Below are 22,612 nucleotides of genomic sequence, written 5' to 3'. Positions count from 1 at the left end.
TATCATCATACTTAGATGAGCTCTGTGACGAAGTGCCATCTCTTAAATTATACAAAGAAATCCCTTATATTCTTGAGCTACTTTACGCTAACGAGTTAGATAACATAAGAGAGGTTATTAACGAAATCTCATTTGAAGAATTCCCATTAGGTTTTTTTACATCTACACTCGCTATTATCAATCTCGCATTAAAGATAAAGTTTGAACCAAAATCGATTCGATACGGGTCATTACTCTCCTATATCAATCCTATTTTAACAAATCAAGGTGTATATACTGAATATATCATTGTTACACCCGACATTAAAAATTCCACTCAGTCAGTTTCTGATATAGAAGAAAACCCTGTAATTAATGATCCCAACAACCAAACAGTTCTGCATTCAATCATGATATATAATAGAATGATAAAAAAAATGATTATTTATGATAATGATCACTCCGAGCTCATTGCCCCACAATCCGTTTATGGGCTTCTCGATTCGGTTGAGCTCGCCCTTAAAAAATTAAGGGAAGCTTTTTTTCAGGAGAAAATGTTGCTTACAGATAAAGAACTGGCAAGCCTTATCATTCAAAATAAAGTATTAACGAAACATGAAACCAATGATAATCTGATAGGTATACTCAATGAGGCTACATTATATAATTGCCTTGGTTGCCTTTCTTATTTATATAAAAATCTAGCGGGTTATGGCGAATCACTTCCAAACATATTATCATTTACAGGAATATCAAAAGATGAACATGAAGAAAGAGAAACATTACGTCGCGCATTACTCATCGTGAAAGAAAAACAGACTAATAAAGATAACTAAACACCTTCAATCTTATTCATGTCAATCAATGCACCTGCAACAGCTGCTACATGTAGCAGCTGTTGCAGGGTATACCTTCTATTTTAAATTTTATTGGCTAGTGGGCGGCCCGTTAACTTGTTATTAATTCGTTTTATGATTTTTAAGTTGGGCAATACCTACTTGATGGCAGGGAGGAATATTATAGAGCAAAAAAATATCATAGAGTTACGCAACTTATCTTATCAATTTGAATTATTGCATTAGCTAATTCCTGAGTATGTTTTGTATCGAGTTGATGGAGGGATTGGACGCGTTCTTGATAATCTTCATTGACTTTGACTTGTTCGGTCAGCTCAACAAGCAATTCGGAATTCTTAGTGTTTAACTCACCTATCCTTTCGTGTTGTTTCCACATTCCCCATATGGCTAGGCTATAGTCAGTACTAGAAGCTGCTTAGGCAGGTAGTAGGCGCTATCTGCCTTTTAAAAGGGTTCCACTGATAGCCGCCATCTTCGTCTGTTAGGGAATAGTCTGATACGAGCTTACCAATATCATGGAACAAAACGCCGAAGGCTGCTGCAACACGCCACCTTGGTTCAAGCTCTTTTATCTCAACAGGTGTGCCACTGGTGTCAATGATCTTCAAAAAATCACCAAATCAATTTCCACATACTGAGCTCGTATCAGGCACTATTCATGATTTGAGTTTTTGACAAACGTATCCTGGTGTTTGTGAAGAAACGAGTTCACTTGGGACTTATCCAGCTCCAGCTCCTTGGCAATTTGACGTCCTTTCAGGCCTGGTGCCCCACCTAATAACTCTGAGACTGCCTTCAGCAAACCATCACTCCTTTCTACCTACCTACCATTCGTTGCATACTTTGCGTCCACGAGGCTTTAAATGCTGAATCTCCTGCGAACAACTTGTAGAGCTCAAGTTCATCTTTACGGCGTTGCAGCATGATTTCCTTGAGCATTTTTTCGAAGGCCAAATCTCGATTATGGGGATCTGGGTTGTTTTTGTATTTCGATTCGAAGTCAGGGTGATTGCGGATACTTTCAGCGATGTTCACGAACTTAACCTTTTGCTCTTCAGGTGTGGCACTCCAGCCCTGGAACCATCGCTCATTAAATGTGCGAATGATTTCATCCAGCGGGTCAGTTTCTTTTTCACCGCCATGCGCCCCACGTGGGTTCGGATTTTGAGGATCAAGCTCCGCTTCTTGGTCATTAAGTTTAATGCTGTGATTAAGCTTCACACGTTGCAAACCGTATGAACTCAGATCGACAGAATCGAGAAGCTCATCAATAGCATCAGCATCGGGATCTTCCACTTTCAATTTCGGTATTAAAAACTTCAGGAACCAAAACAGTTTTTCCCAGCTGACCATTTCATAAGGCATGATAGAAGCCATCTGCCCATAGATTTTAACGAACTGTTTGGCTTTAATCTTAAAGTCCACTTTAGCTTCAGCTTCAAGATCTAGTTCATGGTCAAACCGCGCTGCGGCAATATCAATGATTGGACTGAGTGTTTGGGCGTCTTCATTCTTGAAATAACGCGTCACAAAGTCTTCAACTTCATACCACTCGTACACACCGACATCGTCCATTTCATCTTTCAACTCGTGCAGCACGTTTATATCTGTAGCTTGGGACAATGACGTTGCTGTATAGAAAGGATCGAATGCTGATTGAATATCTTCAACCGAGTTGAAAAAATCCAGGATAAACAAGTCTTCTGTTTTCTTCCCTAGCTTAGGTGCACTGCGATTGAGCCTAGATAGCGCCTGAACACACAAGACACTGGCGAGCTTCTTATCTACATACATGGCGCAAAGTTTAGGCTGATCAAACCCAGTCAGATACTTGTTCGCAACCACTAAAAGTCGATACTCATCGGTATCAAACATATCTTTGGTATCTGACTCAGCAAAACCATTAATATCTGCTTCGGTATATTCAATACCATCAACTTCTTTGGTTCCTGAGAAAGCAATGGCAACTTTAAAGGGGTTCCCTTGCTCCTCAAGTATTCGCCTTATCGCTTTGTAGTATCGAATGGCCGTCTCAATATTTTGAGTGACCACCATTCCTTTACCTTTACCTTTGAGCTTTTTCGTATTCACGACATGCGGAACAAAATGCTCCAGCATAATCTCTGCCTTGGTATCAATTGTTTGCTGGCTTCGTTCTACATAAGCTCTGAGTTTTTTCTGCGCCTTTTTGGTATCAAACTCAGGGTTATCAGCAATTGATTTCTCAATCTCATAATAACTTTTGTACGTCGTATAATTTGCCAGCACATCTAAGATGAAGCCTTCTTCAATGGCTTGTTTCATCGAATACAAGTGAAACGGCTTGTAAGAGCCATCTTCTTGGCGTTGACCAAATTTCTCCAAAGTGCTGTTTTTGGGTGTCGCTGTAAATGCTAGGTACGACGCATTCCCACGCATCTTGCGTGATTTCATCGCCTGAAGGATTTTATCCTGAGCATCTTCTGCCTCTTCGACTTCAGACTTGCCCATCGCTCGGTTCATATTGTCATGCGCCGAACCAGACTGTGAGCTGTGTGCTTCATCGATGATCACCGCAAAGCGCTTGTCACTAAGATCGGCGATACCATCAATAATGAACGGGAATTTCTGAATCGTCGTTATAATGATCTTTTTGCCATTCTCCAGCGCCTGCTTAAGCTCAGAAGACTTGTTCGCCGGGGCAATAATGTTCTTTACTTCAGAAAACTCTTTAATGTTATCCCGCAACTGCTTGTCCAATAGGCGTCTATCGGTAACCACAATTACAGAGTCAAATAACGGCTGCTCCAAGCTTTTTCCGCCTGCTACATCAGACGAAGCAGGATAGGTTTCAATTAGCTGATAAGCTGCCCAGGTAATCGAGTTAGACTTACCTGAACCGGCAGAGTGTTGAATTAAGTAAGTCTGACCGACACCGTGCTGGGCGGCATGGTCTACTAATTTTCTCACCACATCCAATTGGTGGTATCGAGGAAAAAACAGGGTTCGCTTTGGTAATGGATCTTTGCTTGACCCATCCAGACGCACAAAATGCTGAATAATATTCGCCAAGCTTTCTTTAGTGAATACTTCTTGCCATAGGTATGCCGTTTTATGGCCAGATGGATTCGGCGGGTTGCCTTGCCCAAGATTGTGACCTTTATTGAACGGCAAGAAGAATGTACTGCTACCTGATAACTTGGTGGTCATATACACTTCGTCGGTATCGACCGCCATATGCACTATGCAGCGGCCAAAGGTCAGCAATGGCTGAGTTGCATCCCGATCATCTCGATACTGCTTTTGGCCGTGATAACGTGCTGTTTGCCCGGTCCATGCGTTCTTCAACTCCAGCGTTATCAATGGTATTCCGTTGATAAACAATACCATGTCGATTTCTTGTAGGGGATTTACCATGGAATAGCGCACTTGGCGAGTACAACTAAACACGTTATCTGCAAAGTTTTGCTTTACCTTCTCACTACTGCTTGCCAAAGGGGCTGGATAGAGCAAATTGAAATGAGCATCGTCTACGCTTAGCCCTTTCTTAAGTAAATGAAGAATGCCATGCTTCTTAATCAGTCGGTCAAATCGTTCGAGTAACTTACGCTGCCAATCTGAGGGGTTGTTCTTTTGCAGTTTGGCCAACTCTACTTCTTGTGTCTTTTGCAGAAATTGCCAGAAAAAACGTTCATCAATGGCATATTGCATATTAAAGTCACTAGCAGCACCAATGAAGTATCCAGCACCCAGTGACTGCTGACTCAGCCCCTCTTTGAGCTCTTCAGTACTGATCCCAGCCAGACATTTCTCGATGGCCGACTCTAATGCTTGTTCATTGGTTTGACTGACCATAATTGTAAGTTCCCTTAATCAAAATTCTTCTGTTTCATTGCCTCAGCCGCTTTTTGCAGCGGTCCTTTCAAGGCTTTTTCTAACTTTGTCATCTGCTCTAAGTGCCACGCAACCGCTTGGGGCCAAGTCTCTTTATTAAACCCATCGGCTTTGGTCGAAAACTGGATACGGCAAGATTTCTTCTCATCCAGCCTCATCCACTCAAGTTCTGCACCAAAAGTATGCTCAATGTCCTGCTTGGACTGACTCAACAAGTCAAAAAGGTATTTATTCTCTTCGGTAACCCCACGGCTGATCCAAAGCTCTACTCGAAGCTCTTTTTGCAGAAATATCTGGTTATACGGACATCCACTTAGCCCTGAGCCTGCTGATAACCAATGATCTTTGCTTGGGCTAATGTTGTTATAGAGTTGGCAAGCGCTTTTCTGAAACGCCTCTAAGGCACGCTCCCAGTACTCGCGCCGCACCGTATGGCGGTTTTTTAGTACCACTTCGGTAGTTTTTTCTTCCGCTTCCTTGGCATTAATACCGATCATCAACTCTTTCGCTTCAGGTGTTGGGATGATCTGGTCAATATTAATCAGTAGCTGTTCACCCAGTGAATAAGGCGTGATTTTGAAGCAGGCAATGCTAATGCCTTGACCCAATAACCACAGCGCGGTGCTGGTCACTTCTTTGCGAAAGTTTGCCGCAACTAACATAATGCGCTGGCTGTTACCCAGGTTGAGCTTTAACTCATCGAGATCGGGCGCATCCAAAAACTCACATATTCTTTGACTGGCACTAAGAGCGGCACTTGCAGGGGTATTTAACAGGTCAGCCTCTCCTGTCACAGGCTCATAGCGGTCTAAATATTGCTGGTAAATTTCAACGATTTGCGCTTTGGTTAAACTGACACAGTAAGAGGCATATTTAAGGGCCTGCCACACCACATCTCGGCCACTGTCGTCCAGCTTGTTTTCAATAATGACCAAGTTGCCATCTTTATCCAATGCCAGTAAATCTAAGCGTTCACGGGTATCATCAAAGCCATCAAACTCCTTTTGAATAATCAGTAGCTCTTCACCGAGTGCGGAAGGTTCGTGTGCCAACCACTCCTGAAGATGCTTGCGCTCAGTAAAGCCCAACTCACTGAACTTCTTTGCCTTAACCGGACTAATCCTATTGGCCTGATGATTTACCGTGAACATATTCGCTTCCTATTGCTCAACCATTTCTGGGGTGATCTTGATTTTTCCTGTCACGGCGCTGTTGATCAGGGTGGTTTTGTATTCTTTAAGCCTTTCGATTTGTTGCAGTTGGATCTCAATGGTCTTTTCGAATTTTAACGTTTCAATTCTGAGAAACCCAACTATCCTATCTTGTTCAATTTTTGATGGGCACGGCAATAAAAAATGTTTAAAAAATTCATTATTCAATATCGGCAAAGTAGTATAATTTGCCACTTTAAGCATTACGCTTGAATACATACTAATCAGATAATACATGAACTCTGCGTTTTCATGGCGTGAACTAAAACCCGTTATTTGTTGGTTAAATGCCGAAGAACTCTTGAGGTAAGCAGTCTTACCACAAGTTGCACCTATACCAACAATCAAGACTGAATCACCTGGAAATATCTTTGCTTGACCATGTTTAATTGCAAGTTCAGATATAGTCTTTTCTGACTTATCAAGATAACCAGCATTTAAATCTTTGGGATTATACCAATCAACATCTCCATCGAAATATTTTGGCTCAGAAGTTACCGGGGTCGTACCAGTCTGAATAGAGTCAAAAATGAATTTCATTTTTTTTACTTCCCAATGCGCTGGAACCTTCCCAATCCAATCCACACCGGAGTCCTTCATTGGCACATTCGGGTCAAGCCCTTGGGTCACCGCCTGTTGGATGATGATCTGCTTACGCTCTTTCAGCAGGCTAATTTGCTGCTCTTTGATCGCAATAGCTTCGTCGATTAGAGCGGTTTTCTTGTCTAGGAAGTTGGCGATACGGGTTTGTTCTTCTTCAGCCGGAATAGGAAGAAGTGAATATTGCAACTCCTCATAACTGATGTTTTTTCCTTCACGAATCCCTACAATCGATGTTTGTAACTCTGAAATAAAAGTCTGACTTTTAAACAAATATTTGTAATATCCTGCAAGTAGATAATCTTTCTTAGTTTTTAACACCGTATAAGCAGGGCTTATGATTCCATCATGATGACAATACTCCAAACCACCTTCAAAGGAACGAAGGCTTATAGCAAAGTCACCTTTTGCAATGAACTTGAAGCTTTCTAGATTGCCAGATGGCATAACCATTCTGTTTTCTACCCACTCTCTGGGAACAACACCTTGACTTTGTGTAACAGATAATAAAGTTTCGTTAGGCTTGTTTTTCATCGACGTATCTTTGAAAAGAAACTTCATTTTTACTGCGTCCCAATGGCTCGGTAAATCCCCTAACCATTCAACTCCAGAATCTACATAATCCTCATATTTCGGCATCAACGCTAAACTTTGACTCGGGCTGTCCGTGCCCTCGCGCTTTGCGCCAACGGCAGAGCCGTTGTTCAAATTTACTCCCGATAAATTTGTCATTCGACTTCTCCCTGAACTTCCGCCACGTTCACTCCCAATATCTGCGCAATAAGACCTTCGGCTTTTTGTTCTAGGTTAATAATATCGGTTGCGACCTCTTCTAAACTACGCAGTGGTTTATGACGGTAGAAATACTTATTGAAGCTGATTTCATAGCCAATTTTTACCGTATCTAGGTTTATCCATGCTTCATCGACATGAGGCTTCACTTCGCCCTTGAAGTACTGGTAAATGCTTTGCTTTAATGGAACAGATTCTGTGTCACGAAGGTCTGAGTTGGTCTCGTAAGTGATGTACTCGCCTTTTTTACCGCCTTCTGTTGCAGGAAGGGGGTAATAACCAAAATCGGGCAGGTCAGCGACTTCACACTCATAGCGCTCCAGCAGGTCGTTTAATTTATCACCCGTTAATTTAACTACCTTTTTAACCACTTTCTTGGCGGTTTCGTCATACCAGCTCACCGCGTTCAGAATGACATTTTTCTCAGGTGCTGAAAGCTTAATGGCATGGTTTTTTAGTGATTTATCAACTTGGGTTTTAAAGCTATTGAAGTCATCAAATTCAATGCTACCGATGTCAGCCATCAGCGTTTGTGCAGTTTCAAGCAATGCTTTTAGCGCCAGCCAGTGTTTCACATCAAGCAGTTTGGCCTTAGCCTTAGCATTGAGACTGATATCGTTCTCTTCACACCAAGAAAGAATGTCCTTCTCAATGGATTTCAAGAAGCTCTTTTTCTGATCTGACCCATAGCCAGTTTTTTCATATACACGTTCGCCATGCTCTGCGTAAACGTACTCCATCACTTCACTAAGCTGCCTATCAAAACGCAGTGGGGCTATGGCATCTTGAGTAAACTTGGCTTTGCGGCGATCAGGACGCTCGATAGTGACTTTGTAGTAGCCAAAATCGTCATTGCTGAATACCTTACTGGCGATGCCAACAGGATCATTGTTTGCATCCAGTGCTCTTTCAACATCCTTACACGCGAGGTAAGTATCGGTAATTTCCGTGATGTGCTCAGGCGCAAATTCGCAGTTTTTGTTACCTAAGTTCTTGCGCAACTTACGGTAGAGCAAGCTGGCATCAATTAATTGCACCTTACCTTTACGCGCCTCAGGTTTATTGTTGTTCAACACCCAAATGTAAGTGGTAATGCCAGTGTTATAGAACAGGTTATTAGGTAACTGAACGATGGCATCTAGCATGTCGTTTTCAATGATGAAGCGACGAATATTACTTTCGCCGCCGCCCGCATCACCGGTAAAGAGCGATGAGCCGTTATGAACAGAGGCAATCCGGCTGCCTAATGGACTTACGCTCGGATCTTTCATCTTGTTGACCATCTCCATTAAGAATAGCAGCTGGCCATCACTCGAACGTGGCGTGGCATCCACCACTTCGAGATTTCCCCAATAGTCTTTCAGGCTAACCTTAAAACGCGGGTCAATCACATCACTGCCGTCTTTAATGTACTTCTGTTCAGACGCCCAACTCTTACCGTATGGCGGGTTAGACAACATAAAGTCAAAGCGTGAAGCCGCAAACTCGTCGGTAGACAAGGTTGAGCCTACTTTGATGTTCTCAGGGTTGTTGCCTTTGATCATCATGTCCGATTTACAAATCGCGTAGGTCCCGTCATTGATCTCTTTGCCGTAAAGGTAAACATCTCGGCTGTCGTTCGGGTATTTCTCTTCAATGAAGTTTTGAGATTCAGTGAGCATACCACCGCTACCACACCACACGTAACATTCACTACTGGTGACATTGGCTGTAGGCAATGATTATTCTGCATTACAGGTGATTTCCAAATTGTCCATAGGTTAGCATCTTAAATGGTGACAAAAACTCAATTTTGTCACCAGCTCATTCGAAACGAATTTTATCAAATCAACCACACGCTAAGCAGATCAGCTTGGCAGAGAAAGACTGCTCAGGTTTCACGATATTCCGGTGATGAAGTTCACGCTCCAAGACGGCTTCAATTTTATGCAAATCTACTTCGTGAGCGCCTTTCTTTCCCTTAGGTTTAAACACTGCGTCTATTTGCTTTTCTAAATGAGGTAGCCGGTTACCATTGCAATCGACAGCAAGTTTCATGATGGAGTGAACATTGTGTCCTTTTTCGTTGGCAGCCCTTACTTCCCATAAAGAAACGGTTTCACCAGCATTCAGCTCACTAGAATAGAAACCAAGGTATTCAGGATCAAGATTGCGGTATTTATCGAGCTGTTTTGCAATCACGGGATGATCCAAACCAATCAAATGCAATTTTTCCGAATTGGTCGCGTCTTCTCGAACCGTGGTAAACAGCATTTGTTCGAGACCATCTTTTACCAGGGCCCATTGCTTTTGTCCGCGAATCTCAATGGCTTCCCCTTCGTATGGCAAGGCCTTCTGCATAAACCGGATCAGATCGTCTATGGATTCCCTTGTATCTGAGAGTGATGCGTAGTCATCCAAACTGAAGCCATCTAGGTCCTGGAATAGTTCGAATACCGCATCCTTAGCAGTACGGGCATTATCCATAGCCGCTTCAAGCTCCAGCCGGGTCCGTTTAAGCTCTGGGTCTTGCAGTGCCTGCGAATAAAGTTGCTGATAGTTCACCTGCTCAGATAATTGGCCTAGAATTTGTGATCGAAGGTCTTCTTCCACCTGGCCCTTTTCATCCACTTTACCAAGCGCCTTGGCAATCTCCTCCAGTTTTTCATCTAGTAGCAGGAAAATGCGACCTTCAATGGTGTCACCCAACACAAGGTTATAAACCTGCGCTGTATCTCGCTGTCCATAGCGGTGAATACGACCAATGCGCTGTTCCATATCCATTGGATTCCACGGCAGGTCAAAGTTAAACAGCACCCGTGCATGTTGCAGGTTGATACCTTCCCGACCGGCGGCTGTACAGATCATTACGCGAGGACCATTGGCCTGTTTGAAGCGCCGTTCTGCCGCGAGTTTACTTCCGTGATCACCACCTTTAAGCACAACCACACCTTGGCCTGGATACGCTTTTTCAATCTGGTCGCCCAGCATTTCAACCGTACCCAGATAGGTGGCAAATATCACAATGCGTTCCTCTGGGTTTTGTTGCCACAGCACACCCAAAGCCCCAATGAGCTTATCTACTTTAGTTTCACGGGCTGAAGGGAACAGCCCCAGTAGTTCTTTAATGCGGAATCGCTCTTCTGGCAGGGCGTATGCCACAGCATCCATGGCCGCATCTTCAGCGGCGGCTGTTTCCAGCTCATCGGTAAACGTATCGGATACAGCGGCCAGCTGCTCTTCATTGATCTTTTTAAGTAGGCGACGCTTGATGTCATTCAATATACGGTCGATCTCAAGGTCAGAAAGACGGTCATGACCTAAATCGAACTCAACGCGAATCTGTTCTTTCGCCTCATTAAAAGCAAAGTCTCTGGCGTCGATGTCGAGGTTTTCATCGTGCATCAAGCCCTCATGAACAGTCAGGGCCAACAGTCTTCGTCTCAAGGTGCGATGCACCGCCGCAAAGCTGGACGCCGCAATCTTTTGGAAGATCGTCATTACAAAGCCCAGAGCCGTTCCTTTGCCGCCTTGCTTCTTCGCCAGAGCAAAACCGTCGCGCAGGTATTCATTCAGGGCGTTATAGAAATCGCGCTCCTGATCTGACATTGAAAAGGCTTCGGTATGCACCCAGCGCCTAGCAAACAACGTGGATCCATCGGCTTTACAGGCGTCGGCTTTGGTGCGGCGGAAGATGATTGGATTCAGGCGGTGACGTTCTTCCACCATCTCTGTTTCACTGGAAAACAAAGTGGGGTCAAGCAAATCAATCAGCTTCCAGAAACGAAAATGATCGCCCTGGTGTGGTGTGGCCGAAAGCAGAATCATATCCCTACTGTGGTCACGTAAGGCTTCCGCCAATTTGTAGTTCTGGGTCTTGCGGGTTTTGCCACCTTGCTTATAGGCAGTGCAGTGATGCGCTTCATCAAAAACAATCAAATCCCAACGGGGGGCTTCCAGTATTTTCTTGATTCTTGCTGGACGCTTTAAGGTGTCGATGCTAGCAATCAGCAGGTTATGTTTAGCAAACGCATTACTGCGGCGGTCGCTGACATCACCTTCGCGGCCGAATACTTCAAAATTCAAATTGAAAACCTCATTCAGCTCGCGGTGCCAGTTGTTAACCAGACCTGCCGGCACAACCATTAAAGCCCGGTTTAGCTCGCCACGACTGGCCAATTCCCGCAGCACTAATGCTGTTTCAATGGTTTTCCCCAAACCTACTTCATCGGCAATCAGAAAGCGACGTGGGCTCGCGCAGGCAACCCGATGAGTCAGCACCACCTGGTGGGGTAGCAAATCAATCTTGGCTGAAGTCAGCGAGCTGGCTGAATCCTGAAGGGGTAATTCATGCGCCTTCCAGGAGAGCCAGGCTTTCGTGTCACTATCTGTATGGGTGCCAATGCTGGCTACCACGCGCTCATTATGGCTAAGTGCCGCCACCAAGGTGCTGACGGGTACTTGTCGCTCACCCTGGGGAAAGAAGACACGGGCGTAGCCACCCACTGCCGAGATAACAACACCTTGGCCAAATTCAAAATGGCTGACGCGTTCACCGGGTTTAAAAGTCATGGTTCCCCCTATTAGCTGATCCGCTCTAGGTATAAACCCAGCCATTCGTTCGTTTTTCCGCCAAAAGCGGATTCAATCCGGCGCACGTCCTTTTGTGCGCCGTTCCAGATGCATTGTCCCAACGGGAACATTTGCGCATCGTATTTACCAGCCAAGCACCAGTTGTAGGTACTGGTGGTCAGATCTTCCTTCCAGCGCCCCTGATCCGGCATCCAGAAAATCAACGCGGCATCGGCATGGTTCTGAAAGTCGTAGATCATTTCGTAAATCTCCGATTCCAGCCATTCCAGTGCATCTTCTGGTGATAAAGCGTCTACAGCTACGTCCAACCCTGCGACGTATAAGCCATCGTCATTCAGCAGAGGCATATCGTCCGGCCAGCCCGCTTCGTAATAGCCGATGAACTGACGCAGACTGATCACCTGACTTGCAGCATTTAATTCAGCCAGTGTTTTGCCACACCAAAGCACTGAGACACCGCGTCGCTTCCATTTGTCGTTGGTCAGCACATCGCTCATATTTCATCTTCCATACCAAACAATGATATTTGTTCCTGCATAACCTGTTGATGATCTGCTTCCCATCTATTAAACAATTGCCTTGCCAAAGTGCAGGCACTGCGCATAGATAAGTCGGCTCCGTTGTGAACAAGCCAATCTAATAGATGACCTAATGCCGGGTGTGGCTTAAAGTTATCATCCAGAATTTTCTTGGTATTGATACCGCTTTCCGGATAACAGGCACCCACAAGCAACATGGCCTGATCAAAGTCGCGGCTCACGCTGCGACTGCTGGCCATTCGCTCTTGCGCAATTTCTAGCGGAGATCGCCAATGAAAAGCCTTTGGTCGTGTGGTTTCGGTAGCCCAGCCCAAAGCGATAAAAGTCGATGGTGCTATGCCGCTACCGCGCAGGAATTTCTGCATCTGATCGCGCTCGACTGAAGGTTGGCGTGCAAAAATACGCAGAAATTGGCGTGTATTTGGCTCACACACCACCGGGGTACCACCCGATTCTGATTCTGATTGGTCATCCAGAATTTGGTTAATCCCTACTAACGCTTCGTTAACCGTAAATTCGCGGCCTTCCTCAACATATACCTGGCCATAGTGGCGTGAGAAATATTCTAAAGCCTTACCGCGCTTGATGACCTGAATATCTGCTACTGGCAAACCTTTTGACTGGTGATGTTCCAACAACTCTTGCAACTGACGCACATCTGCAAGAATCTTGCGACGCAAGCGAGCCCAGCTGATTTTACTGGGCGCTTCAGTACGCTTACGGCATACATGAATAATGTCGTATTCAATGGTCTTGGAACCAAACTCGCCCTTTCCTTTAGTTTCATCACTGCGAATAGGATACGTTGCTTCCAGGTAGTAACCTGCGTCAAATAAGCTCTCTAATACATCCAACCAAGGCTCGTCTTCGCTGTGATGGAAGGTAAATGCCAAAATGCCCCCTGGTTTCAGCAACCGATTCGCCTCCCGCCAACATTCGGTCAGCAAGCGCTTATAAAACGCATCTGGATCATCTGGATGGCGTGCTTTGTTAGAAACAGCTTCCAGCGTCTTTGGCGTGTATTCCCCAGCATAAACCTCTGGGTATTTATCCTTCAGCAGCAGACGTAGCCATACGTAGAAGAAATCCGCTAACTCGGCGTAGTGCAGCAAACCACCAAATGGTGGATCGGTAATGACGAGATCATACGACTGATCGGCATACTGTTTTAATTCCGTCGATGAGCCGCAGGTCACTAAGGTTCCCGGCAACACTGGGTCGTTTGGCATGGCCTTTGAGCTTTTCCCGCTGACCAATTTGCCAATGTCAGCGGATATATTGCTCAGCATCTCGTTCGATACAGTTTCCCATGGCTGCTTGCACCACTCCAGCCCCTTGAGGGTGTTTGCTCTGCATGATGCCCAATTCCCTCTCCCTAAATTAGCAAATACTGAATTTTCAATTACAGTCGATTTAGGGTGATAGTTATTGTTACTAAACATCGGCTCCATTTTGTCGGCATTGTTATTCCAAAAGCAGAACATATTCTGATTGCGCAGATACTGCTGAAATGCACCCAAAACTATTTCTTTACTGGTGTCGCTGAAGCCATGAGATGTATCAATAGCCTTGAGAATTTGTGCATGAATTAGAAGCTGAAGCGGGTTAAACATGGTGTTCCAGTGCGTAAAACCATGATTAGGAACGCCGCCTTGCAAGTGGTGTGTCATAAATCCATAGGGTAATTTCGACTCGGGCCAATAACCTCGCAAATCCGAATTTTTCCTTTGCGCCCACTCAGATACCGCCAAATTTTGTCTTTTGGCAGCATTGCTGTCAGCTGGCGCAAAGTAGCGGCCATTGTATGGTGCACCTGTTGCATCACGTCCAGGTGAATAACACTGTAATACGTAAGCAGCCATCGGGCCGGTCTGGCCAGAAGCTTTAATACTGTCGAGAACATCTTGTTGACGACCACAAGTGCTTTCCTGACAGGTGAAATTAGACTTTTTAGGAATAGTGCCTTGCCGAGTGTTTATCACCAAACCTGAATCAGGACAGGTAATTTCTTCGGGCAATTTACCCCGAACTTCCAGCAGCTTAAGTGTCTTTGTTCTGTGCAGATTCCAACGCTGCGTTGCTTCCACCTCACTAAGGGAGGTGCCGCCAAATATTCCTGTTTCGTCTGCTTTTGAAGAACCTTTAAGCCAATCAGGATGAACAAGCAGAGATAAATCAACCTTCTTATTTTTACTCATCTTCTTGAGTAAACGTGAAGACTCTCCCTTCTGCGCTGCCGCCTCATCACGATATTTGTGTTGGCAATGAGGGCATTGATAGCTCCCAGCATCATCCATGATGGCGTAAGGAGCTTCTGAATCGCTAACGACCAGCGGAACATCGGGAGCCATACGGGCTTCCTGGCGCTCAATATCAAAGCTCGTTCCACAGTGTTGGCATTCAACATCTTGCCAGGTTTTAACCGAAAGGGATTTCACCGCTACGACTGGAGAGGTCATCAATGGAGTGCGGTGACCGCATCCGGGAGCCGCACATGGGCCGTGCTTAGCCCAGAAGGTGTAAATGACTTCTGGGCCTTCGTATGTGTAGTCTTTGCGTTCTTCAGGTGTCAGAGCCAGCGGATCAAAATCATTGCCCATGACTCTACCGGTAGAACGCTGTGTCCATTTGCCTTTTTCGCCATCAGGGCCTTCGCAAGCGTAAAACGGCATGATCTGGGGTTTTACCTCCCGCTCGATGTGATCAAAAAGTTTGTTCACTTCATCCAGATCAACATCAGCCAGCTCGTTCTTTACAACCAGCCAGGCAACTGGGTTGAGATCGTTGCCTGTCATCTGCATACCGAGCCGCGCACCTTCGACCAATGTGGTACCGCCCCCCATGAAAATGTCAGCCACTTTCAATTTTCTGAACGCTTGGTTGTCCTGGTGATTGGCATAGTAGTTATCCCAAACCAATTTGGCAGATTCGGATGGTTCATCGGGCGCTTTGGTGGCAGCTGCAATCAACATAGAGCGGAATACGCTGGAGCGGCGACGTGCCCACCACTTACTCATTTGATATATTGGCTTGCCCGCATTACCTTCTATCTGCGCAATCTGGTTGATTGGCAGAATCGGGAAATCAACCTCAAGGCAGGTTAAGGGGCGATTGGGGTCAGAAAAATCTACCGATTCCAGTTGTGCTTTTTTACCGGCACTAACGGCCTCTGCCACCAATTCTTCTGTCAGTTCTGCTTTCGTTTTGTTAGATGCCATAAAAATACTTATCCAAAGGCCAGCACTGCATGCTGACAATTAATTATTCGGTTTCGACAGTTCGATAAAGGGTACGGCCACCTCTAACAGGCTCAACCCACCGTGGGCTAAGCTTGGGTAGCCGCCTTGTGAACGCCATTTCTTGCGGCCCAGCACAATGTTCCAGTTGCCATGCTGTGTCGTTAGTACCTGAGATAATGGCGGTACCCAATGCTGTTCGGTTTTTGCGTTTTTCACTTCGCTGTTGCGGCCAGACTTGAATTGCCCTTTCAGATAGGCTTTTTGGTCTTCCGGGTAAACATCAGGAAATAACGCGGGATTTGAATACCCATGGTCGGCAGTAATAACCAGACGACGGCCCGTGGCTAGTTTGTCGATGAAGGCCCAGAATTCATCGCCGGTTAATACGGCTGCGGCTTCTTTCGCCAACACCCGATAACCTGCTCCCTGTTCGGCCAGATGATGCATACGTTCATCAGGCCAGTGATGCCAGAAAATAATATTCGGGTCAGCCTTGATCAGAGATGCACAATCCCCCCATGGCAAGTCGGTGGACTCAGTGAAGGCTTCAGGGAAAGCAGCACTATTCCCCTGGTTGTTTTGCAATCTGGTGCGCTGCCCAAATCCCATGGCCCTTGCAAACGGTGTGGTATCACCGGGTAGCTCAGAGGCGGTCGCACCGGCGCTGTGAACTGTGTAGCCCCGCTGCTGCGCACTTTCGAGAATCCAGGGCGCTTCGCGGAGCGACAGTGCATCCAGAATCAGGATGGCTTTCGGTGTTGTCTGGCGTTGCCAGAATGCTTTCAGAGCATCTGCCGTTTTTGGCGAAGCACTCTCGAACGATGCCCACAAATCCCAGGCACTGCCTGCCAACACGTCATCTAATGGTTTGATGGCGCGGTCCCGTTCGGTTGTTTTTGCATCCGCCAGATCCTGCCTGATCGGTTCTGCAAACAGGGGCCAGAGGGCCGAAAAAATTTTCGGCCATGCTTCCTGTGCGGGCAGTCTGTGTATATCAGCGATCAGTGACTTATCCATATGCTTTCGCTCGTCGATTATTGTTCTTTATCCAAATCCAGAGAGTAAGTAACACCATCCGGTAAGTTTTTCAGCAGATGCTCTAACTGTGCACCAGTGAGCTGCGAGGTAGACAATTTTACGTCCTTCACCTTACTGCCTTTGTTAATTCCCCATTGTTCAAGCTTACCGAGCAAGCTCAATGTGGATGTATTCTGGGCGCTGTAATGAGCAACGAAGCCGCCACTGGAACCACCGAATAGCGATCCCGGCGTTAGTGTCGTACCGGATGCTGTGCAGCCATTGCCTGAGCCTGCGGTTGGCTCGTTAACACCACCGGCGGTGAATTCTTCTGGCACGCCTGGAACAGGCTGAACAGGGACAGAACCGCCTGAACCAACAGAGCCTCCGGGCAGGTGCAATGTCGTATCTTCCAGATCTTTACCGCTGCCCAGTCTCCCACGAACTCGCAACCAAGCATCATCCGTGGTTTCTGACGGCTTTTTCTCGTACAGACTGCCTTTGGCGTTGATGGCAATTTTGCCTTCTGCACAGGCTCGCCCAATGCGCTCTTTAACGGCTGTTTCACCAAGCCAAGGAATGCTTTCTGCACCTTTTGGGGCTGGCTCTTTGAGCTGTTCGATAAGGTCGGCCACGCTACGGCTATTGGTCGCGGCATCAAGCAGTATGGTGTCGAATTCTTCTGGAATGAACAGCTCGCTGCAGATTTTTGCATCCAGCTTTTCGAGGATCTGTAACCCTTCTGCGCCGTGCTGTGAAATCTCAAATTCGCATTGAGATGGGTCTGCGAAATTCCATACGACCAAGACTGCAAAACGATCAAAGCGGGATTGCAACTGCTCACGCAGTTCCTTCTGGTATTTCAGATGCAATTGAGCGTACTCACGCTCGGAGTTTTTCCAATCGCTAGCAAGATAAACCGCACGGGCTAATACCAGCAAAGACTTATCGTAGAAAATGTCGCCAGTACCCACACGTGGCAGCAGGAAGCGCACAGTGTTTCTTGCCTTGGCAACATTTGTTTTCAGCCATTCTCCCAGCTCTTTGTTGTCCAGCGATGCCTTGGGCATAACAATCACTGGAATCCGGTTATCCCAATGCTGAGGATGGTCTTTTTCTTCAATATCCGCCCATGGCGAAGTGCGCCACTGCTTCTTTAAGACAATGGTTCGATAGATATTCGACTGATTGCCATCCCCAACCAGGGCGTAACGAATCTCTTTGGCGAGGTGTTCTACATCCTCATCCTTTTGAAAGAGCTTGTCGTTTTTAGCATGTGCTAACAGTTTGGCCTGTGGATTCACCTCGTTCTTGAAGACCAAACGGTTGGCTTGGCGGTGAATGTTGAAGCTATTGTCCTCGATGACTGCAAGCTCAGCGGCAAACAGGTTGTCATCAATCGCTTTTCGCTCAGTAATATCCAGCTGCAATTCTGACGGCTCAGCACCGGCATGATTCTCCAATGATAGGGAACGCAGCCAGAGAGCGGAAAGAATGGGCTCAAGATGTGGGACCTGAGCAATAGGTACACCGTTTTTAACAGCTTCGAGGTTGCGCAGTGCATTCTCACGCAAATCCCGATGCAGCTGACTCGCTACCGAATCCAGTAGTGAGGTAACGCCTGATTTTTCACTGGTTAAGCTGAAGTTGGCAGGTGTAAGTATGGCTGTGTCGTCACCAGATTCCTTAAACACATCCACCAGAATACGCAAGAGATCGCGTGTCTCTTGAGTTTCGGTTGCGATAAGCACCTGATCGTCCAGCAATTGCAGGAGTCTTGGCGAGTAAGGCCAGGTCTCGATAAATTGCTGTCTATGTTTTTCGTGATCGGAGCCTGAGATATGACTCAAACGCAGGAATTCATCCACATGAGTTTTTATCAGTGAAGCAATATCAGACTCTGGAATGTTCATCCGGTTTTCGAAGATCCGATAGAGCAACAAACGCTGTCTGTCTCGTTTGGCTTCTGGCCCTTTGAAATCAATCAGTACTGGGTTCACACGGAACAGCTGCTGCGCTGCGTCGGAGTTGCCTTCGCGCACAGATACGACAAGTGTCAGAAGTTCAGGGTACTTTGCAGATATTTCCGAGAGGATTTGAATGAAGTTAAAGGCCCAGGCCTTACGTTTGTACTGGTTGGAGTTTGTTAATCCTTCAAACCACGTCTGGAATTCATCCAGAATAAGGATAAATGGTTTATTCTCTGCCATTTCCAGTATCAGGTCATAACCTGGAACCTCGGTGCCGTGCACCTCCCACTTGGCTTTAATAATATTGCCATGCGGATGCTGGTCGAACAAAACATCCCATACATGCTTATAGCGTTGCAAGTGCAAGCTTTCAGTAATGACATGCATGCCATACTGCAATTTGAGATTTGCAATGTCAGGATTTTTCAGTCGGGTAGACCAGTCATTCAACCAGTTTACTGTTGCATCCTTATCCTGATGCATATGTGACAGTGCTGCCATAAGGTGTGATTTACCTTGGCCCCGCGCACCGATAATTACGACAGGCTCAGCCCGGCCAGCTTGTACAGCTTCCACAGTCTTGAGCATGTCGATTGAAGGGTAAGTGATCTTCAGAAATTCACTTGCAGACTTATCGAGCGCACCGGTGCCATTCCGGTTATGCATTTCGATCATCGTTCCTTTAATACGACGACCAGAAAACTCCTCACGTAACTTCAGTCCTAGCATGGTTAGCTCTCTTTATTACTTGATATTTGGTTGTGTTGCTGCGCTATCCATATATCTATCTCTTCTTTCTTAAAACGCCACGAGGTGCCCACTTTGAACGCTGGGATCTTTGCTGCTGTGGCCATGCGATAGACAGTACGCTCGTTGAGCTTGAGGTACGACGCGACATCCTTGACGGTCATTATTTGCTCACTCATGTTTGTTGTCCGCAGTTAGTACAGTGTCATGTCGGTACTGTACAAGAAAGTCTTCTCTTGTTCAATGTTATATCTAAATGTCAAGTATGCATGCTTAACACCTACCACCATCGCACTAGCTCCCGCGCAGGGACATCGTAAAAATCTTGAGTAATACGATTCTGGATACTGTCATCGTCCAAGTACTTCGCCAACTTGTTAATGACGCTTACCGGGTGCCGTTTCAGTTCAACTGCTATCTGCCGGACAGTGCAGGCATAATCAATCATGTCGTAAAGAATCTCTTCGTCCATCTTGCTCCATGTTTTCCCGAAATTCTCCGAGAATTGAAATTCACCAGTCATGTATCGGTGATAGAAGTCTGACAGCTCCCCCATAAACACCTCTGAGACGACACCGTCCAGGGTCAAGTGCTGGTATCGCCCAGATCGAGGCCACAAGTACCATCGCCGTAATTCAAATTGCAGTAGATACTTGTATTTACTTAGCTTTTTGTCGTTCCACATATACTTGTCCATAACCCAGTCGATTGAGTTAAGACTACCTCAGAATGGTAAAAATGAGCGATATATCCCGTGGTGATATATCCAACATTTGGTGATAGTTCTGTCTTTTGGACAGAGCGAATATGAAAGCTCCAATACTGGTCGCTTTTGGCGAGAAGGTTCGCCAGATACGGAAGGAAAAGGCCTCTCGCAGGAGGCTTTGGCGGACCTAGCCGGTATAGATAGAAAAGCTATATGGGACATATCGAGCGCGGTGACCAGAACATCACCCTGACGAAGATCCATCAAATCGCTGACGCCGTGGAGATTCCGATCGTAAATCTCATCTCTTAACAAATTTAGACTCGCTCCCGGTGCAATTTACTCACGAGGGTTTCTTCGAGTTCGAAATGAAGTGAACATTACTTGCCGGTAGCTGAGCTTGTAGACGCTGATTCTCAAGTGTCAGCTCCAGTATCCGGGATTGAGCATCCAGCAACTGCCCCAAGGCTTTATCTCGCTGCTCTTCCAGCGCCTTAACCTTTTCCATTAGATCACGGTTCCTCGATCTTTGCGCAAGCATCATTTGTCTGGGCGATTTCTGCGGTGCTTCATCCTTGTGACTTTCTATCCAGGCTTGAATATCCGCAACCAGCTCAGGGAATCGTGCTCTGCGAAGAGCGGAAGGATCTACCCCCGCTTCTTTTGCAACATTGTTCTGACTGACTTGTGTCCCTTTTAGCAAAATATCTGGCTTGCCCGCTTTGAGGCGTTCAAAAGCCTCCCTGAATTTCAGTTCAGCCTTACTGACTTTTCTTGGATCAATTACTTTCGATGACATGGATTGCTCGCTCTGCGGATTCTAATTGCGCTCGCAATGACTCATACAACGGGGAGTCTGGCGCAGCGTCACTGATCTGAATAGTAATAACGTTTTTAAGCTGTTTAATCATTGGTAGCTTTGCTTTATCTAACAATGCCGATGCGCATGGCTTATTGCTGCTAAATCCCATACAGGAACTGATATTGCTGATCCCCCCGAGTGAGCAAGGTGGGCCTGAATTGGCGCAGCCTCCAAGGAATGTTTGACGGTAACTGATCCGTCCTGATTTTGCGGCCTTGAGCAACTGCTCATGGTCTTTCTCCGATATTTCGGAGAGGATCTGTTGCTTGCGCTTCTCACCGTGTGGCGAAACATACTGATCAGATTGGAGCGCTTTAAACTCCCGCACCATTGATTGATACATCTCACGCAAGTAATAGGCACGAGCTTCGTCATTCAATGGTTCTTTGAGTCGGTAGTAGTTTTTCCCGTAGTATTGGCTCATGGCGCGTGAGGCGTGTTTCAGCTGATACTGAAGAGACGCTTCGGTCACCAATCCACTGGCCAGCATATTGACAGCACCAGTGCGTCGTAATTGATGCCAGGCAAGGGGCCAGACTTTACCTACGGCAAACTTCTCTGGATCAAGGCCAAATGTCATTCTATTGGCCATTTCCAGATCGGCTTCGGTAATCGTTAGCTCCTTGTCATCAAAGAGCTTTGGCCACATATTTTTGGCAATGTCGCCGTATGACCGAATCTTTTTGTACTTTTTGGTTGATTGAGATTTGGGTGCTTTGGGGCACCATGGTTCATGCTGAATAGATTGAAGAACTGGGTTCTCGACATCTTCCTTTGATAATTCTAAATAAGGATTCTCTCTTGCTGCCTTTAATCGCATAAAAGCAACAGCCTTCCTTTTGTGGGAATTATCGCAATCGTCACATTGGGGATTTATTTCGGCAAACAACCTAAGCCAACCTATCGAGATTGTGTTGAGTTCAGCTCATCTCCTGCCAATACGCTTCAGATTTATGATCAACCCGATAGAGGTTCCAAGTCTATCAACTATCAGTCCACATCAGGAAAAGAACAATTCTGGGTCGCAAAACGAACAGCTGATGAACAATGGGTACAACTCTACCATGCCATAACACTTTTTGATGATTTACCTGAATCGGCTAAACTCGGATGGGTCAGTGCCAAGAACATAAACACATTGGGGATAGTTGAGTGCATGACTAAGAATTAGAGCTCATGATAAAATAATAATCGAAGGTGGGTATTGTTACCATTACTTCACCTTTATTATTTTACTAGTCTCAATTCGAACTCGTTATATCCAAATTGAGTCCAATACTAGCCAATACAATCGGAGGGAAGCCAAAATAAAATGGCATACTGGATGGCATACTCATAAAACCTAAAAAACAAAAACGCCATGCTAATCAATAGCATGGCGTTGAATTCTGGCGGAGGAGGAGAGATTCGAACTCTCGGATGGTTTCCCATCGGCGGTTTTCAAGACCGCTGCCTTCAGCCGCTCGGCCACCCCTCCGCAATGACGTGCACTATAAACATCTGCGCTTTCGATGTAAACCCCCTATTTTATCAATTGCTATAAAAATAGGCACTTAATGTGTTAATGGGCTAAATTATCAACATTTCCAACATGTCGCTTGGGTTATCGCCTATTTTTTGCTAAATTTGCACTCTATTTTTGTTTAGG

Annotated in this window: 14 protein-coding genes, 1 tRNA gene and 2 pseudogenes; 2 read left to right on the top strand and 15 right to left on the bottom strand. The window is 45.9% G+C overall.

Annotated features, from left to right (window positions below):
* Positions 1 to 32 precede the first annotated feature (32 nt).
* Entirely contained in the window at positions 33 to 815 is a 783-nt protein-coding gene (locus tag PSF11_RS01765) for a hypothetical protein (RefSeq protein WP_115113548.1), read from the top strand.
* A 431-nt stretch (positions 816 to 1,246) separates the two neighbouring features.
* Here the strand turns inward: PSF11_RS01765 and PSF11_RS01760 are convergent.
* From PSF11_RS01760 to PSF11_RS01695, 14 genes and pseudogenes are all read right to left on the bottom strand, one after another.
* Positions 1,247 to 1,438 (bottom strand): annotated as a pseudogene (locus tag PSF11_RS01760) (TraI domain-containing protein); the annotation flags it as partial.
* Between the two features lie 214 nt (positions 1,439 to 1,652).
* Positions 1,653 to 4,670 (bottom strand): type I restriction endonuclease subunit R, encoded by a 3,018-nt coding sequence (locus PSF11_RS01755; protein ID WP_115113549.1) that lies wholly within the window; start codon positions 4,668 to 4,670, stop codon positions 1,653 to 1,655.
* 14 nt (positions 4,671 to 4,684) lie between these two features.
* Positions 4,685 to 5,860: a DUF4268 domain-containing protein gene (locus tag PSF11_RS01750; protein WP_115113550.1), complete on the bottom strand. Its 1,176-nt coding sequence runs from the start codon at positions 5,858 to 5,860 to the stop codon at positions 4,685 to 4,687.
* A gap of 9 nt (positions 5,861 to 5,869) precedes the next feature.
* Positions 5,870 to 7,252 (bottom strand): restriction endonuclease subunit S, encoded by a 1,383-nt coding sequence (locus tag PSF11_RS01745; RefSeq protein ID WP_220186809.1) that lies wholly within the window; start codon positions 7,250 to 7,252, stop codon positions 5,870 to 5,872.
* Positions 7,249 to 8,988, bottom strand: a pseudogene (locus PSF11_RS01740) (HsdM family class I SAM-dependent methyltransferase); the annotation flags it as partial. The pseudogene PSF11_RS01740 and the gene PSF11_RS01745, both read right to left, overlap by 4 nt.
* Before the next feature lie 151 nt (positions 8,989 to 9,139).
* Positions 9,140 to 11,863, bottom strand: a complete 2,724-nt coding sequence (locus PSF11_RS01735; protein ID WP_115113551.1) for a DEAD/DEAH box helicase — start codon at positions 11,861 to 11,863, stop codon at positions 9,140 to 9,142.
* Positions 11,864 to 11,874: 11 nt separating this feature from the next.
* Positions 11,875 to 12,381 carry a hypothetical protein gene (locus PSF11_RS01730; protein WP_064169689.1) on the bottom strand — a complete coding sequence of 169 codons (507 nt, stop codon included), beginning with the start codon at positions 12,379 to 12,381 and terminating at the stop codon, positions 11,875 to 11,877.
* Positions 12,378 to 15,641 carry a DUF1156 domain-containing protein gene (locus tag PSF11_RS01725; RefSeq protein ID WP_115113552.1) on the bottom strand — a complete coding sequence of 1,088 codons (3,264 nt, stop codon included), beginning with the start codon at positions 15,639 to 15,641 and terminating at the stop codon, positions 12,378 to 12,380. The genes PSF11_RS01730 and PSF11_RS01725 overlap by 4 nt, the downstream gene beginning before the upstream one ends.
* A 39-nt stretch (positions 15,642 to 15,680) precedes the next feature.
* The gene (locus PSF11_RS01720) at positions 15,681 to 16,679 is read right to left on the bottom strand and encodes an alkaline phosphatase (protein WP_115113553.1); all 999 of its coding nucleotides are present in this window, start codon (positions 16,677 to 16,679) and stop codon (positions 15,681 to 15,683) included.
* Between the two features lie 17 nt (positions 16,680 to 16,696).
* On the bottom strand, positions 16,697 to 19,378 hold the full coding sequence (locus tag PSF11_RS01715; protein ID WP_115113554.1) for a hypothetical protein: 2,682 nt from the start codon (positions 19,376 to 19,378) through the stop codon (positions 16,697 to 16,699).
* A gap of 2 nt (positions 19,379 to 19,380) precedes the next feature.
* On the bottom strand, positions 19,381 to 19,575 hold the full coding sequence (gene mads1 / locus PSF11_RS01710; RefSeq protein ID WP_021574203.1) for a methylation-associated defense system helix-turn-helix domain-containing protein MAD1: 195 nt from the start codon (positions 19,573 to 19,575) through the stop codon (positions 19,381 to 19,383).
* Between the two features lie 101 nt (positions 19,576 to 19,676).
* Positions 19,677 to 20,081, bottom strand: a complete 405-nt coding sequence (locus PSF11_RS01705) for a hypothetical protein (RefSeq protein ID WP_181795801.1) — start codon at positions 20,079 to 20,081, stop codon at positions 19,677 to 19,679.
* A gap of 364 nt (positions 20,082 to 20,445) precedes the next feature.
* Positions 20,446 to 20,901: a hypothetical protein gene (locus PSF11_RS01700; RefSeq protein ID WP_115113555.1), complete on the bottom strand. Its 456-nt coding sequence runs from the start codon at positions 20,899 to 20,901 to the stop codon at positions 20,446 to 20,448.
* Complete coding sequence (locus tag PSF11_RS01695) at positions 20,882 to 21,613, bottom strand: hypothetical protein (protein WP_147279818.1); 732 nt, start codon at positions 21,611 to 21,613, stop codon at positions 20,882 to 20,884. The genes PSF11_RS01700 and PSF11_RS01695 overlap by 20 nt, the downstream gene beginning before the upstream one ends.
* Before the next feature lie 192 nt (positions 21,614 to 21,805).
* On the opposite strand from PSF11_RS01695, the gene PSF11_RS01690 reads away from it, so the two are divergent.
* Entirely contained in the window at positions 21,806 to 22,135 is a 330-nt protein-coding gene (locus PSF11_RS01690; RefSeq protein WP_115113557.1) for a hypothetical protein, read from the top strand.
* Positions 22,136 to 22,353: 218 nt separating this feature from the next.
* Here PSF11_RS01690 and PSF11_RS01685 read toward each other — a convergent pair.
* Positions 22,354 to 22,441 (bottom strand) — tRNA-Ser (locus PSF11_RS01685).
* Positions 22,442 to 22,612: the final 171 nt, after the last annotated feature.

This window comes from Providencia sp. PROV119 (genome assembly GCF_028482435.1).
In the GTDB taxonomy this organism is placed as follows: domain Bacteria; phylum Pseudomonadota; class Gammaproteobacteria; order Enterobacterales; family Enterobacteriaceae; genus Providencia; species Providencia stuartii.
The sequence above is the reverse complement of the archived record's forward strand: the minus strand, read 5'-3'. Positions and strand labels throughout refer to the sequence as shown.